Raw genomic sequence first — 16,062 nt, forward strand, 5'->3', positions numbered from 1 at the left:
TCCGTCAGCTGTTCGGCTCGTTCCAGCTCTGGAGCACCCTCGTGAACTGCTTGCTGGTGGTCGGCCAGCTCTTCGCGGGCGACGACATGTAGATCGCGTACTCGACGCCATCCCGGGACATGTACGTCTCCTCCACGGCCCGGCGCGGCCCGGGGAAGGCGATGTCCTTGGGCAGCGCCGTCCAGGTGTACTCCCACCGGGCGCCCGGCCGGTCCCGGTAGGTGTTCCTGACCATGCCGACGCGGTGGTAATCCTTTAGCCCGTCGATCTGCTTTTCCAGGTCACGCTGGTGGAGGAGGGGGTCGTCGAAGTCCGGCGAGGTGTCGACGGCGATCCGGATGAAGTGCTTGCCCTCGTCCGGCGAGTAGTCGATCTGGGTCAGCCCGTCGGCGGGGGTCCCGAAGACCGACCTCTCCCAGCCCCGGGGCAGAGACACACTGAAGCCCACGGGATCGTCGTGCCGCTCCCAGCCGTCCGTGGCACCTCCCCCGGTCTGCGAGCTCGGTGTGGGACTGGGCGGCGCACTCGACGTACCGCCCGACTTCCGCCCCTCGTCCCACTTCTGCAGGCCGATCGCGGTTCCGGCGCTCACGATCGCCGCGAGCGCCACCACGAGTACGAAGTTCCGCAGGCGGCGGCGCCTGGGCGGGGCGGCGGGCGTCATGGGGCCGGTGCCGGTGTGGGGCGGCGGACCGATGGTCGTGGGCCCGGTCGCCTGGGGATACGGCGCACCGGTGCCGGCGTGGTACGAACGGCCCGAGCCCGAGGAATACGACGGTCCCGTGGCCGAGGCATACGACGTACCGCTGACCGGTGTGCCCGTCGTCGGTGTGCCGAGCCCACCGTGGGACCCGCTGCGCGCCCCCGGCTCATGGCTGGAACGCACATGTTGCGTCGGCACATACGCCTGCGCCGCGCTCGGCCGCCGGCCCTCCGCCGCCTCGGCGAGCATCTGCTCGGCCTCGGCCGCTTCGGGCCGCACGGCGGGATCCTTGTGCAGCAGGGCGGCGATGACGGGCCCGAGGGGGCCGGCGTGGCGCGGCTCGGCGGGTTCCTCGTCGACGACGGCCTGCATGGTGGTCAGCGGGGTCGTACGGCGGAACGGCGAGCGTCCCTCGACCGCCGTGTACAGCGTGGCGCCCAGCGCCCACAGGTCGGCGGACGGGCCGGGGTCGGCGCCGCGCACCCGCTCGGGGGCGAGGTAGTCGACCGAGCCGACGACCTCTCCGGTGCGGGTGATGGTGGTGTCGCCCTCGATCTGGGCGATGCCGAAGTCGGTGAGCAGGACGCGGCCGTCCTGCGCGAGAAGGACGTTGCCGGGCTTGATGTCCCGGTGCAGCACCCCGGCGGAGTGCGCGGCACGCAGGGCCCGCAGCACCCACAGCCCGATCCGGGCCGCCTCGCGCGCCTCGATCCGGCCGTCCTCCTTGACGGCGTCCGCCAGCGAACGGCCCTCGACCAGCTCCATCACGATCCAGGGCCGGCCGTCGTGGTCGAGCACGTCGTGCACGGTGACGACGGCCGAGTGGTTGATCCGGGCGGCAGCGCGCGCCTCGGCGCGGGTCCGGGCGAGCAGCACTGCCTGGTCGCTCTCGGAAACGTAGAGCGCGGCGGTCAACTCCTTGATCGCCACGGCCCGGTGCAGCACCTCGTCATGGGCACGCCAGACCCGGCCCATGCCGCCCTTGCCTATCGGGTCGGCGAGCCGGTAACGCCCCGCGAGGAGCAGGCCCTGCATCTGATTCACGTTTCCCCGCAATGTTCTTGACGCAGTCAGACTAAGGACCGGCCCGCGCCGAGGGGAACCAGGGGGGCGTCAAGGAGACCTCACTGTGACGGTTGTCGCTTCCGCGAAGTACTAGTGAACCCGCGCCGCCCGTACGGCGTCCGTCAGCCGGTCACCTGGTAGGTGGCCGACGCCTGCTCGTACAGCCGGGTCACCTCGTCCCGCTCCGCCTCGGGCCCGCGTACCTGCACGATGTGGTACTTCCCGCCGATCAGGATCGCGACATTGCGCACGTACAGCTCGCGCCCGTCGTCGCCGGTCCAGGTGAACTGCCCCTCGGCCATGCTCCGCGTGCCCACCTGGATCGACTTCAGCCCGGTGGCGGTGGCCCAGCTCGAGTCGCGGTACGGCTGGAGCTCGGGCTCCTTCTCCCGCTGGTACGCCATGGGATCGCTGCCGTTCGCGGCCGCGGTGTCCCGCCCGGGCACGACGATCAGCTCGAAGTTGCCCTGCGAGTAGACCACCTGACCGCGGCCGTTCCTCGGGGTGCGGTCCCAGCCGCCCGCCACCGCGACCTTGAAGCCCTCGGGGTCCGTGCGCAGGGTGAAGCCGTCGGCGACCTCGGGCCCGGCGGTCTGGGTCTCGGCGGCCCCGCTGGACCGCGACGGCTCGGGGGTCGTCTGCTCGGGCCGCGGTTCACTGCTGGTCGATGGGGACTGCGCGGGACCGGCCTGACTGGTGGAACCGGTCTCCTGTGCGGCGCCCTCGTCGTCGGGGTCCGCCTTCGGCATGAAGTACATGGCGTACACGATCGCCGCGGCCATCACCAGCAGGATGAGCAGCAGCAGATTGCGGCCCAGGCGGCGCGGCGAGGGGGCGGCCTCCTCCCGGGCCCGCTTGTGCCGTCCGTGCGTCGCGGGCAGCCCGGCGCGCCGCCTGCGCACCAACTCGCCGCGGCGCCGCACGATCGGCAGCCGGCTCGTGTCCACCGGGGGCGCGGCGACGACATGGGCGCCGGCCTCCGGCTCGGGCGCGGACCGCACCAGCGACCTCAGCCAGCCGCGCAGTTCCTCGAAGTCCAGCCGCTCGGTCGGGTCCTGCCGCAGCAGCGACTCCACGACCGGCCTGAGCGGCCCGCACTCCTCCGCGAAGGCGGGCGGCTCGGCGCACACCAACTGCACCAGCTCGGCCGTCGACTCCTCGGGATACGGCGCATGCCCCTGGACGGCCCGGAACAGCAAGGCCCCGAGAGCCCACAGGTCGGTCGCGGGCCCGATGGGCGCGGCGAGCTGCCAGTTCTCATGCACCGGCCCGGCCTGCTCCGGCGCCCACCGCTCGGTGACGGGGCCCACCACGGCCATCCGGGCCTGCCGCGCCCGCTCGGCGGCGAGCGCGGTGGCGGGGCCACGGCGGGCGGGGGCATCGGCAGGGGGGAGGTCCTCCCAGCGGGTGGGCGCGGACGCCTGATCAACGGCGGGCACGGCGTCAAGAGCGGGAACGTCACCCACGGGCGCCGCACCCCCGCCGCGTGGCACGGCACCGTGCCAGGGAGCCGGGCGCGCTCCATAGGGGTCGACTATCTGTCCCGGAGCCCCGACCCCGGGCGCCTGCTCGATGCCGTTCACCGTCGGGTGCGGGGGCTGTGCAACGCCGTTGGCCGAGGGATACGGCGGCTGCGGCACGCCATTGCCGGACGGATACGGCGGCTGCGCCACCCCGTCGGCCTGTACGGCGGGGTCGGCGCGGTGCGTTCGTACTTCGGGGTCGGCCTCCGGTGCCGGGCGGGCTCCGGGCAGGGCGGCCCTGCCGCTCTGCGCCTCCTGGACCCGGGCCGCGGCCCGTGCCCCCGCGCGATACGCGGCGATCGCGCCGGCCCGCGCCGCGCGGATGTCCGTACCGCCGTCGGGCTCCCTGCGGACGAGTTCGGCCGAAGCCCCGGTCCCGTTCGCCGCCTCCACCCCGGCAGTGGGCAGCCCACGGGCCTCCCGCGCCTCGATCGCGGCCCGCCGGGCGGCCTCGGGATCACCGCCACCGAAGGTGACCGCACCACCCGGGCCCGGCCCGGCACTTCGGGCGTCCAGCCCGAAGGCCGCACCGCCGCCGTTCCCGAGAGCCGTACGAGCGCCACCAGCCCCGCCGGGCGCTCCGGCACCACCACTCCTGCCCGCCGCGCCGAACCCACCGGCCGGACCGGTCGACTGCCCGGGAACCCCGTATCCGCCAGGCCCCCCACGCCCGTCGACGCCACCGAGCGCACCACCCGGGCCCGCGGCAGACTCACGCGCTCCCGCACCCGCACGTCCACCGCCCGGACCGTCATCCGCCCCGGCCCCGGGCTCCCCGCCTCCGGCTCCCCAGTCACCCGCCTCGACCGGCACCGGGTCGTACCCGCACAGTGCCTCCTCGGCCGCGCCGACCGCGAGGCCGGTCAGCATGACCCGGCCGTCGTCGCAGACGAGCACCGTACGGGCGGTGATGTTGCGGTGCACCCAGCCGTGCGCGTGCAGCACCCGCAGCGCCATGAGCACGTCCGAGGCGACCTCGGCCGCCCGGTACGGCGTCAGCGGCTTCTCGGCGAGCAGTGCCGCGAGCGGCCGCGCGGGCACCAACTCGCTGACGATCCACAGCGAACCGCCCTCGGCGAACACGTCGAAGACCTGGTCGAGCCGAGGATGGTCGGGGATCCGGGCGGCGGCCTGCGCCGCCTCGACGGCCCGCCGCACGGCAGGCTCCGTGGGCCGGCGAGCACCGCCCCGCCCCGAAGTCCGCCGCGCACCCCGGGGATCCCGGGCCGTGAACCCGTCGGGCAGCCCCTCCGCGTCGAGCACCTCCGCCTCGACGACCTCGGGCAACGGCACCTGCCTGACCAGGACTTCCTGCCCGCTGTAGGTGTCGAAGGCGCGGGTCTCGGTGAGTTCGTACTCGTCGGACGGAGGCAGCGGCAGGCGGTAGCGGTCGGCGAGCACCCGACCCGCATAGTCGTCCACGTTGCCTCCCCCGGCCGCCCGGTTGGTCAATTCCGTTCGCCTTGTGGCCCGTTCCGTACCCATACCTGGATGCGGACGGTTCGCAAACACTCACGATACGTGCCGGAGGCAACCTGCAAAGAGGGGATTCCAGATCTCAGGGCCCAAACACATGACCGTTTACCGCAGAGCGCGTCACGACTTCGGTTCGAAGGTACGAGCGAGCGTGTGCCATGAGTCCTTGCGCAGCTCAGTGCCCCAGTTCGCGGCTTTCGCGGTGTACATCAACGCATATCCGAGATGGCCGTTCACGACGAATCCACGGTCGATCGTCCGGTACTTCGTCCCGCTGTCCACATAGGTGAACTCCCAGTCGGCCGCGTTCCAGCCCCGGTAGCCCACCTTCTCTATCCGGATCTTGGTGTACTGCGCGCGGCGCATGCTCTGCTCCTGGTTCTCCCAGTCCGCCACCGGGTCGCCCTTGGGCGTGGTGGTCCAGGCGACGAGCAGTTTCTGACCGTCGGGCCCGGTGAACCGGTCGCCCGCGGAACTGCTGGTCTGGAACTTCCACCCCTTCGGCAGCCCGATCGAGTACCCCTGGCCCCCCTGGTACGTCGAGGCCACCGCACCGTCGTCGGCGGAGCCCCCCGAACCGGAGGACCCTTCCGAACTCTGGCCGCTCTCCTCGGTACTGGGCGTGTTCCCGGCCCCCGCACCGGCCTCCGGCGAGGCGGACTCGGTGGTGGCCCCGTCACTCCGGGTGCCCCCGCTCTTGTCCTCCTTGGTGTCGGCGCCGGCGCCCGCGCCCGCCGTCACCTTGGAGCCGCCGCCCTTCGCCCCGTCGCTGTCGTCCCCGCCGAGCGTGAGGGCCAGCACGGTACCGAGGACCGCGAGCGCCACGACCACCGCGATGATCACCAGTGTCCGCCGCGGCACCACATCGGTGAGCGGCGCCCTGGGCACCGGCCTCGGCGCCAGGTCCGGCGGTGGCGTCATCACGGGCCATCCCGAACTCCGCCCGTCCGAGACCGCGTTGGCCTGCGTCTTCCCGTCCCGGACGCCGGCCGCCCCGCTCGAAGCCGACGTCGAAGCCGACCCGGAGGCGGTACTCGCCGCACCCTTGCCCTGGGACACAGAAGGAGTAGAGGTGGCCGGCGAGGTCGAGGCAGCGGGAGAGGCCGAGGCGGCCGGAGCCGCCGGAGCCGCCTCGGAAGCCTTGGCCGGTACCGTTCCGCCACCCGAACCCGCGCTACCGCTCCCGGATTTGGTCCGAGTCGCGGCCGCGGACGTCGCCGCGGCACCGGCGGCCTTGCGCACGGAACGCAGCGCCCCGCGCAGCCCCTCCCCGCCCGCACGCTCCTGCGGCTGCGCCGGCAACGGCACCACCCGGGTCGCGTCCGCCGCGGGCTCCGGCTCCGCCGGCTTCGGCTCGGGCGCGTGGATCACCGCGGTGAGCATGGCCCGGGCACGGCCGTCGTCGATCCGCTGGGCGGGGTCCTTGGTGAGCAGGCCGTAGATGACGTCCTTGAGCGGTCCCGCGTTCTTCGGCTCCTCCAGCGGCTCGGTCATCACCGCCGTGAGCGTCGCGATCGCGGACCCCTTGTCGTAGGGCGGGGCGCCCTCGACCGCCGCGTACAGCAGCCCTCCGAGCGACCACAGGTCGGCCGCGGGTCCCGGCTTGTGCCCACGGGCCCGCTCCGGGGAGATGTAGGACGGGGCGCCGACGAGCATGCCGGTGGAGGTGATGGACGGGTCGCCCTCGACCTGGGCGATGCCGAAGTCGGTGAGCACGACCCGGCCGTCCTCGGAGATCAGCACGTTGGACGGCTTCACGTCCCGGTGCAGGATGCCCTCGCGGTGCGCGGACCTGAGCACGTCGAGTACCGCGAGGCCCACCTCCGCCGCGCGCTTCGGCTCCAGCAGGCCGTCCTCCCGGATGACCTCGGCGAGCGACTTGCCCTCGACGAGCTCCATCACGATCCAGGGCCGGTCGTCCTCGTCGACCACGTCGTACACGGTCACCGCGCTGGTGTTGCGGATCCGCGCGATCGCCTTGGCCTCACGCAGCGTGCGCGTGATCAGCCGGCGCTTCTCGTCCTCGTCGATGCTGGACGGGAACCGCAGTTCCTTGACGGCCACCGTCCTGCCCAGGGTCTCGTCCTCGGCACGCCACACCGTGCCCATGCCTCCGCGGCCGAGAACTCCTCCCAGCCGGTACCGCCCGGCGAGGAGACGGCCGTTCTCGTCCTGCCGGGATGCTCCCGCCCGCTCCGCGTCCGACATGCGTCCCCTCATGAACCCGCCCTGACAGAGCCTCCATTGTCCCTCACCCGACAAGTGCTCGACGCCCAGGGTGCCCCTGGCTCCGCCTCGCCCGCGGCATGGCCCGGCGATGTCGACACAGACGTCCCGCCGGCCCGCGGCACCCCTCGGCCCACAGCTCCCGCCCGCCCCGGCCCTGTCGCCACATTGCCGTCGTCCACCCGGAGGGCGGGCCCCCACGGCGGCGACAGCAGCCCCGCCCGCGCGAGCCAGGTTCGAGCGTGCGTTCGCAAGGCACCGGAGCGCTCCCGCGGCGGAGCCACGTCGGCGGTTCGGCACACGCGGCGAGCCCGTGTGCCAGGCGTCACGCGACCCGCGGGAACGCGACGACAGGACTCAGGGCCTTCCTCCGCCGCACCGGCCCCCAGGCCGGTCGCACCCGTCGGCGCCCAGCTGCCACCCGGCCTCCGGTGCTCCCCGACAGCCCGGCGGCCACACTCGCGTGGACCGGGTGAAGCCCTTGTTCCGCGACCCTGCATGATGGCTCCGACAAGGAAGGACCCGCCATGCCGTCGCTCCGGACACTACTGGTCGTTCCTGTGTCCCTGGCGCTGCTCGCCCTGGCCCCGGCAGCCTCCTCGGCACCGTCGGCCCCGCCCACGGACGCGATGCTCCCGCTGCTGGTCGCATCGGGCCGCGCTCCCGCCGCGGCGTTCCTGGCCCGGGAGCAGAGCGGAACCCGTTACGCCGAGGCGGGCCCGGGAATCGCCCGCGCCGACCACTTCCGCGCCGGCAGCATCACCAAGACCTTCATCGCGACGGTCGTCCTCCAACTGGCCGAGGAACACCGGCTGAAGCTGTCCGACACCGTGGATCAGTACCTGCCCGGTCTGGTGCGCGGAGCGGGCAACGACGGCCGCGCGCTGACCCTGCGCGCCCTGCTCACCCACACCAGCGGCCTGAACGACTTCACTGCGGACACCCGGGGCCTGATCCCCCTCACTCCTGCTCAAGCCGTCCGTACCGCCCTCACCCACCCTCCGGCCGACCCCGGCCGCTACTTCTACTCGAACACCAACTACGTCCTGCTCGGCATGGTGATCCGTCAGGTCACCGGTGACTCCTACGCGGTGGAGGCCGAACGGCGGATCATCGCCCCGCTGCGCCTGACCGGCACCTCCTTTCCTGGTTCGCGCACCTCTCTGCCCTCTCCGCACGGCCGTGCCTACACCGCCGACGGGTCCGACATCACCGCGCTCGACCCGCGGGTGGCCGGGGCCGCGGGCGAGCTGGTGAGCACCCTCGCCGATCTGGACCGCTTCTACGCGGCACTGCTCGGCGGGCGACTGCTGTCCCCGTACTGGCTGCACGAGATGACGGACACTCGCACCGCACACGGCCTGTACGGCATGGGGCTGTTCCCGGTGAAACTGCCGTGCGGCACGACGGTGTGGGGGCACAACGGCCGCATCACCGGCAGCTACGTGCGCACCGCAGCCACGGTCGGCGGCCGTCGCGTCCTCACCTTCCGCGTGAACACGACGTCAATCGCAGACCCCGACCTCGAACCGGCCGTGCTCGCCGCCGAGTTCTGCCCCCGCACCTCGTAGAACGACCGGGTTCCGAACGAAGATCCCGACTCACGACACTCGTTCGAGTGATGGTCGGTCGAGGGTGATGCCTGGTCCAGTGACAATCGGCCGAGCCGCAGCCGAACTCACCGGGGGCTTCAGAGCGGGGCGATGTCCGGCGCCCCCAACCGCGCCGCGTCCGCGGTCAGGTCGTCCGGCTGCCGCTGGGACTCCCGCTCCGCCTCCACCCGCTTCTCGTAGTGCTCGACCTCGCGCTCGATCTGGTCCTTGTCCCAGCCGAGCACCGGCGCCATCAGCTCGGCGGCCTCGCGGGCGGAGCGCACACCCCGGTCGAAGGTCTCGATGGAGATACGGGTGCGCCGCGTCATCACGTCGTCCAGGTGCCGCGCGCCCTCGTGCGAGGCGGCGTAGACGATCTCGGCGCGCAGATAGTCGTCGGCGGCCTGAAGCGGCTCGCCCAGCGTGGCGTCCGCGGCGATGAGGTCGAGGACCTCCTCGGCAAGGGCGCCGTACCGATTCAGCAGATGCTCCACGCGGACGACATGGAGCCCGGTGCGCGCCGCGATCCGCGCTCGCGCGTTCCACAGCGCCTGGTAGCCCTCGGCGCCCAGCAGCGGCACGTCCTCCGTGACGCATTCGGCGACCCGGGTGTCGAGTCCGTGCACCGCCTCGTCGACGGCGTCCTTGGCCATCACCCGGTAGGTCGTGTACTTGCCGCCCGCGACCACGACGAGTCCCGGCACCGGATGCGCCACGGTGTGTTCGCGCGAGAGCTTGCTGGTGGCGTCCGACTCTCCGGCGAGCAGGGGCCTGAGGCCCGCGTACACGCCCTGGACGTCGTCCCGGGTCAGTGGCACCGCGAGTACCGAGTTCACGTGCTCCAGCAGGTAGTCGATGTCCGCGCTGGAGGCGGCCGGGTGGGCCTTGTCGAGGTCCCAGTCGGTGTCGGTGGTGCCGATGATCCAGTGCCGGCCCCAGGGGATGACGAACAGCACGGACTTCTCGGTGCGCAGGATCAGCCCGGTCGAGGAGTGGATGCGGTCCTTCGGCACGACGAGGTGGATGCCCTTGGAGGCGCGGACGTGGAACTGTCCCCGCTCGCCGACCATCGCCTGGGTGTCGTCGGTCCACACCCCGGTCGCGTTGACGACCTGCTTGGCGCGGATCTCGTACTCCCCGCCCGCCTCGACGTCCTGCACCCGGGCCCCGACCACGCGCTCGCCCTCGCGCAGGAACCCGGTCACCCGGGCGCGGTTGGCGGTCTTGGCGCCGTAGGCGGTCGCCGTGCGCACGAGGGTGGCCACGAAGCGGGCGTCGTCCATCTGGGCGTCGTAGTACTGAAGTGCCCCGACCAGCGCGTCCTTCCTCAAGGCGGGCGCGACGCGCAAAGCGTGACGTTGGCTCAGGTGCCGGTGCGTGGGCAGACCCCGGCCGTGCCCGCGGGCCATCGACATGGCGTCGTAGAGCGCGACGCCCGCGCCGGCGTACAGGCGCTCCCAGCCCTTGTGCTGCAAGGGGTACAGGAACGGCACGGGCTTCACGAGATGCGGGGCGAGCCGCTCGAGGAGCAGTCCGCGCTCCTTCAACGCCTCGCGCACGAGGGCGAAGTCGAGCATCTCCAGATAGCGCAGACCGCCGTGGATCAGCTTGCTGGAGCGGCTGGAGGTGCCCGAGGCCCAGTCACGCGCCTCGACCAGCCCCACGGACAGGCCCCGGGTCACCGCGTCCAGCGCGGTACCCGCACCGACCACGCCGGCTCCCACCACCAGGATGTCCAGTTCGCGCTCGGCCATTGATGCGAGTGACTCGGCACGCTGTGCCGGCCCCAGTGTCGCTGTCCTCACCACTGCCTCCCGCTGTCGATCGCGCTGGGCTCACACGTACCGGCCCGTGTCCAAAGTCTGACCGGCTTGCCCGACTTCGGCCACCAGTAGCCCTCAGCCTGTGGATAACTTTCACCACCGCGTACCCCGAAGGCCACTCGGGCTCACAACCCTGCAGGAAGACACACGGAACCAATGCCGTATTTCGGTCATATTTACTCCTAGTCTGACATTGCGCTCGCTCGTCCAGTCCACAGGGCTTGCGCACCTGTCCCGCTTCGGTTACTGGGAAGGACGGCCCACGCCATGCCCGCAGATCTCGCCGTGATCGGACTCGGCCCCTACGGACTGCCCCTGGCCCAGGCCGCTGTCGCCGCCGGCATCTCCACCCTCGGCTACCGCACCGGCCCCGAGGCCGGCTCCCTCAGCCCCGCAGAACTGCGCCGGATGCTCTCGGGGGGCTTCCGGACGGCCGCGGGGCCGGCCGAGCTCGGCCGCGTCCGTACGGCGGTCATCTGCGCACCGACCCCTCCGGCCCCGGACGGCGGCCTGGACCTGAGCCAGGTCGAGGGGGCCGCCCGCACGCTGAGCACACACCTGCGCCCGCACACCACCGTCATCCTGGAGTCCCCCGTGCCCCCGGGCACCACCGAGGAGTTCCTGCGCCCACTCCTCGAGAAGGGCTCGGGTCTGCGCGCGGGCCGCGACTTCCACCTCGCCTACTCCCCCAGCCGCGTCGACCCCGGCAACCGCGACTTCACGCCCGCCAACACCCCCAAGGTGATCGGCGGCCTCACGCCCGCGTGCACGGAGTCGGCCGCCGCCTTCTACTCGCGCCTCACCGACAAGGTGGTACGCGCGCGTGGCCCGCGAGAGGCGGAGACGGTCCAGCTCCTGGAGACCAATTTCCGGCACGTCAACATCGCCCTCGTCAACGAGATGGCCGTCCTCTGCCACGACCTCGGCGTCGACCTCTGGGACGTCATCCGCTGCGCGGAGACCAAGCCGTTCGGCTTCCAGGCCTTCCGCCCCGGCCCGGGCGTCGGCGGTCACGCGGTGCCCCGCGACCTGACCGGCGGCAGCCTCGGCGGCGGCCGCACCCTGCGCATGGTCGAGCTCGCCCGGCAGGTCAACGACCAGATGCCCCGTTACGTCGTGCAGCGCGGCGCCGCTCTCCTCAACGAGCACGGCAAGTCCGCGCGGGGTGCCCGCGTCCTCCTGCTCGGCGTCACCTACAAGCCCGACCTCGCCGACCAGCAGGGCACCCCCGCCCAGGAGGTCGCCGTACGCCTGATGGAACTCGGCGCCGCCGTCAGCTACCACGACCCCCACATCCCGTCCTGGAGCGTTCTGGACCGCCCGGTCCCCCGTGCGGACTCCCTCTACGAGGCGGCGGCCGACGCGGATCTGACAATCCTGCTCCAGCAGCACCGGACGTACGACCTGCAAGGCCTGTCGGTGAAGGCCCAGCTGCTGCTGGACACACGGGGTGCCACGCCTACGGGGGCGGCGCATCGGTTGTGAAGGGGGGCGCGCGGATGGACCCGGCTCCGGAGCCGGTGGCATGCGGGACGCGGCGCGGGTACCTTACGGAGACAGGTGGGGTCGGTCGCAGAGGGTACTGCGGCAGGCTCGTGGATGGATCACGGAGTGTCTGCCCCTGGTTTCTGCAGGGACGGCCGCTCACCATCACGCCCACCAGGTGGAGCCCACCGCAGCGGTCACTGCGGCAGGCTCCTGGATGGTTCACGGAGTGTCCGCCCCTAAGTTGCCTGGGGGCGGCCGCTCACCATCCGAAAATTCGCAAGACCCACCTCCTCCGGCACTTCACCGTCCACAGACGGATCCGATCCCAGCGAGTGGGCTTGCGGTGGCGACCCATCGGCGCCCCCTTCCACGACGCCGCCCATTGACCCGGTAGGCGGTCCGTTGGAAATCGGGCCGGGCCCCGAGGAGCGGGGTCCGGAACCAAATCCTTGGAAGGGGGCGCTTCAGCAACCTGGGGCGCCGACACGGACGTTATCCCCTTCGCCCCTGCTGACCAGCCCGTTTCCGCCCCGAACGCAACCGCGCGCCCCCGCACCACCCCACGCGCCCCGCGCAGGTCCCCGGGCACACGAAAGGGGCCGGTCGCCCCAGGCGACCGACCCCTTCCGCTGTACGACCTACCGCTTGTGCTGCGAGTCCGCGACCGTCACCTCGACGCGCTGGAACTCCTTCAGCTCGCTGTACCCGGTCGTGGCCATCGCCCGCCGCAGCGCACCGAAGAAGTTCATCGAGCCGTCCGGGATGTGCGACGGACCCGCCAGGACCTCCTCGATGGTGCCGACCGTGCCGAGGTCGACCTTCTTGCCGCGCGGCAGCTCCTCGTTGACGGCCTCCATGCCCCAGTGGTGGCCGCGGCCGGGCGCGTCCGTGGCACGGGCCAGCGGGGAGCCCATCATCACGGCGTCCGCGCCACAGGCGATCGCCTTGGGCAGGTCGCCGGACCAGCCCACGCCACCGTCCGCGATGACGTGCACGTACCGGCCGCCGGACTCGTCCATGTAGTCCCGGCGGGCGGCGGCCACGTCGGCCACGGCCGTCGCCATCGGAACCTGGATGCCCAGCACATTGCGCGTGGTGTGCGCCGCGCCGCCGCCGAAGCCGACCAGGACGCCCGCCGCGCCGGTGCGCATCAGGTGCAGGGCGGCGGTGTACGTGGCGCAACCGCCGACGATCACCGGGACGTCGAGCTCGTAGATGAACTGCTTCAGGTTCAGCGGCTCGTGCGAACCGGAGACGTGTTCCGCCGAGACCGTCGTGCCGCGGATGACGAAGATGTCCACGCCCGCGTCCACCACTGCCTTGGAGAACTGCGCCGTGCGCTGCGGGGAGAGCGCGGCCGCGGTGACCACACCCGAGTCGCGCACCTCCTTGATGCGCGCGCCGATCAGCTCCTCCTTGATGGGGGCGGAGTAGATCTCCTGCAGGCGCCGGGTCGCGGCGTCCACATCCAGCCCGGCGATCTCGTCGAGCAGCGGCTGCGGGTCCTCGTACCGGGTCCACAGGCCTTCGAGGTTCAGGACGCCGAGCCCGCCGAGTTCTCCTATACGGATCGCGGTGGCCGGGGAGACGACCGAGTCCATGGGGGCGGCCAGGAAGGGCAGCTCGAAGCGGTAGGCGTCGATCTGCCAGGCGATCGAGACCTCCTTCGGGTCGCGCGTACGACGGCTGGGGACGACGGCGATGTCATCGAAGGCGTACGCCCGGCGGCCGCGCTTGCCGCGCCCGATCTCGATCTCAGTCACGATGTGTGGCCTTTCCCTGATGCGTTCAGCGTCTTCCAGTATCGCCGACGGGTACGGCAAGGGCGGCCCCGGATGCTCCGGGGCCGCCCTCACGCGCGCGTGGCGACTACTTGCGGCTGTAGTTCGGCGCCTCGACCGTCATCTGGATGTCGTGCGGGTGGCTCTCCTTGAGGCCCGCCGAGGTGATCCGCACGAAGCGGCCCTTGGACTCCATCTCGTCGATGGTGGCCGCGCCCACGTAGCCCATGGTCTGACGCAGCCCGCCGACGAGCTGGTGCAGGACGCTGGACAGCGGGCCGCGGTAGGGCACCTGGCCCTCGATGCCCTCGGGCACGAGCTTGTCGTCGGCGGCGACCTCGGCCTGGAAGTAGCGGTCCTTCGAGTACGACTTGCCCTGGCCCCGGGACTGCATGGCACCGAGCGAGCCCATGCCGCGGTACGACTTGAACTGCTTGCCGTTGATGAACTGCAGTTCGCCGGGCGACTCCTCGCAACCCGCGAGCAGCGAGCCCAGCATCACGGTGTCGGCGCCGGCGGCGAGCGCCTTGCCGATGTCGCCGGAGTACTGCAGGCCGCCGTCGCCGATGAGCGGGATCCCCGCGGGACGGGCGGCGAGGGAGGCCTCGTAGATGGCGGTGACCTGCGGGACGCCGATGCCGGCGACCACGCGCGTGGTGCAGATGGAGCCCGGTCCGACACCGACCTTGATGCCGTCGACACCGGCGTCGATCAGCGCCTGGGCGCCGTCACGCGTGGCGACGTTGCCGCCGATCACGTCGACGCCGACGCTCGACTTGATCTTCGCCATCCAGCTGAGGGCGTTGCTGTTGTGGCCGTGCGAGGTGTCCACGACCAGGAAGTCCACACCGGCCTCGGCGAGCGCCTGGGCGCGCTCCAGGGCCTCGGGGCTGGCGCCGACGGCGGCACCGACGAGGAGGCGGCCTTCGGAGTCCTTGGCGGCGCTCGGGTACTTCTCCGCCTTGACGAAGTCCTTGACGGTGATCAGGCCCTTGAGGACACCGGAGTCGTCGACGAGCGGCAGCTTCTCGATCTTGTGCTTGCGCAGCAGGTCCATGGCGTCGGTGCCGGAGATGCCGACCTGGCCGGTGACCAGCGGCATCGGCGTCATGACCTCGCGCACCTGGCGGCTGCGGTCGGACTCGAAGGCCATGTCACGGTTGGTGACGATGCCGAGGAGCTTGCCGGCCGGGTCGGTGACCGGGACACCGCTGATGCGGAACTTGGCGCACAGGGCGTCGGCCTCGGCGAGGGTGGCCTCCGGGTGCACGGTGATCGGGTCGGTGACCATGCCGGACTCGGACCGCTTCACCAGGTCGACCTGGTTGACCTGGTCCTCGACGGAGAGGTTGCGGTGCAGCACCCCGACGCCACCGAGGCGGGCCATCGCGATGGCCATGCGGGACTCGGTCACCTTGTCCATGGCCGCCGAGAGCAGCGGGATGTTGACCCGGACGTTGCGGGAGATGCGGGACGAGGTGTCGACCGCGTTCGGGAGCACCGCGGACGCTCCCGGCAGCAGCAGCACGTCGTCGTAGGTCAGCCCGAGCGTCGCGAATTTGTCGGGCACTCCGTCGACGTTTGCAGTCATGACACCTTCCCCAAATGGCCTTGATCGGTGCGGATGTCCATGCTAACGGGAAGCAAGCGTGGCAAATTCCACGGATTCCACGGTTGGGCCCCGCTCCGGGCTTCGTATGTTCGTACGGAAGCGGCGCGCCGCCCGTTCAGGAGCGCGCCCTACTGCTCGGCCAGCGCTCGCAACCTGCTCAGCGCCCGGTGCTGGGCCACACGGACCGCACCGGGTGACATTCCCAACATCTGACCCGTCTCCTCCGCCGTCAACCCCACGGCGATCCGCAGCAGCAGCAGTTCGCGCTGGTTCTCGGGGAGGTTGGCCAGCAGTTTCTTGGCCCATTCGGCGTCGCTGCTGAGCAGCGCCCGCTCCTCGGGGCCGAGCGAGTCGTCGGGCCGCTCCGGCATCTCGTCGGACGGAACCGCCGTCGAGCCGGGGTGGCGCATGGCAGCGCGCTGCAGGTCGGCGACCTTGTGGGCGGCGATGGCGAAGACGAACGCCTCGAAGGGGCGCCCGGTGTCGCGATAGCGCGGCAGGGCGAGGAGGACGGCTACGCAGACCTCCTGCGCGAGGTCCTCCACGAAGTGCCGGGCGTCACCCGGGAGACGGGACAGCCGGGTGCGGCAGTAGCGCAGGGCCAGCGGGTGGACATGGGCGAGCAGGTCGTGCGTGGCCTGCTCGTCCCCCTCCACGGCACTGTGGACGAGCGCACCGATCGCCCCATGGGGATGAGCCGCCTCGTCGTCGCGCATCGGTCCATGGTGCCCTGGCGTCGTTGGATCCGTGGCATCGCGCTGGTTGTTGTGCAC

Annotated in this window: 9 protein-coding genes; 2 read left to right on the forward strand and 7 right to left on the reverse strand. The window is 71.8% G+C overall.

The window, feature by feature from the left end:
* Window positions 1–4: 4 nt before the first annotated feature.
* The 3 genes from AQJ46_RS07800 to AQJ46_RS07810 all read right to left on the reverse strand — a co-directional run bounded on the left by AQJ46_RS07800 (window position 5) and on the right by AQJ46_RS07810 (window position 6,975).
* Window positions 5–1,738 carry a serine/threonine-protein kinase gene (locus tag AQJ46_RS07800; RefSeq protein ID WP_059204872.1) on the reverse strand — a complete coding sequence of 578 codons (1,734 nt, stop codon included), beginning with the start codon at window positions 1,736–1,738 and terminating at the stop codon, window positions 5–7.
* Between the two features lie 152 nt (window positions 1,739–1,890).
* On the reverse strand, window positions 1,891–4,713 hold the full coding sequence (locus AQJ46_RS07805; RefSeq protein ID WP_225887270.1) for a protein kinase: 2,823 nt from the start codon (window positions 4,711–4,713) through the stop codon (window positions 1,891–1,893).
* A gap of 174 nt (window positions 4,714–4,887) precedes the next feature.
* The gene (locus tag AQJ46_RS07810) at window positions 4,888–6,975 is read right to left on the reverse strand and encodes a serine/threonine-protein kinase (protein ID WP_059204874.1); all 2,088 of its coding nucleotides are present in this window, start codon (window positions 6,973–6,975) and stop codon (window positions 4,888–4,890) included.
* 545 nt (window positions 6,976–7,520) lie between these two features.
* Here AQJ46_RS07810 and AQJ46_RS07815 point away from each other — a divergent pair.
* Window positions 7,521–8,564, forward strand: coding sequence for a serine hydrolase domain-containing protein (locus tag AQJ46_RS07815; protein WP_059204875.1), 1,044 nt, complete (start codon window positions 7,521–7,523; stop codon window positions 8,562–8,564).
* A 119-nt stretch (window positions 8,565–8,683) separates the two neighbouring features.
* Here the strand turns inward: AQJ46_RS07815 and AQJ46_RS07820 are convergent, their stop codons facing one another.
* Complete coding sequence (locus AQJ46_RS07820; protein WP_059204876.1) at window positions 8,684–10,390, reverse strand: glycerol-3-phosphate dehydrogenase/oxidase; 1,707 nt, start codon at window positions 10,388–10,390, stop codon at window positions 8,684–8,686.
* Window positions 10,391–10,675: 285 nt separating this feature from the next.
* On the opposite strand from AQJ46_RS07820, the gene AQJ46_RS07825 reads away from it, so the two are divergent.
* Window positions 10,676–11,893 (forward strand): nucleotide sugar dehydrogenase, encoded by a 1,218-nt coding sequence (locus tag AQJ46_RS07825; RefSeq protein ID WP_057607855.1) that lies wholly within the window; start codon window positions 10,676–10,678, stop codon window positions 11,891–11,893.
* 641 nt (window positions 11,894–12,534) lie between these two features.
* Here the strand turns inward: AQJ46_RS07825 and AQJ46_RS07830 are convergent.
* The 3 genes from AQJ46_RS07830 to AQJ46_RS07840 form a co-directional block, all read right to left on the reverse strand.
* Complete coding sequence (locus AQJ46_RS07830; protein ID WP_059204877.1) at window positions 12,535–13,659, reverse strand: GuaB3 family IMP dehydrogenase-related protein; 1,125 nt, start codon at window positions 13,657–13,659, stop codon at window positions 12,535–12,537.
* 106 nt (window positions 13,660–13,765) lie between these two features.
* Complete coding sequence (gene guaB, locus AQJ46_RS07835; RefSeq protein ID WP_059204878.1) at window positions 13,766–15,268, reverse strand: IMP dehydrogenase; 1,503 nt, start codon at window positions 15,266–15,268, stop codon at window positions 13,766–13,768.
* Window positions 15,269–15,417: 149 nt separating this feature from the next.
* Complete coding sequence (locus AQJ46_RS07840) at window positions 15,418–16,005, reverse strand: sigma-70 family RNA polymerase sigma factor (protein ID WP_007384137.1); 588 nt, start codon at window positions 16,003–16,005, stop codon at window positions 15,418–15,420.
* Between the last annotated feature and the right edge of the window lie 57 nt (window positions 16,006–16,062).

Origin of the sequence: Streptomyces canus (assembly GCF_001514145.1) — a bacterium.
Lineage (GTDB): Bacteria > Actinomycetota > Actinomycetes > Streptomycetales > Streptomycetaceae > Streptomyces > Streptomyces canus.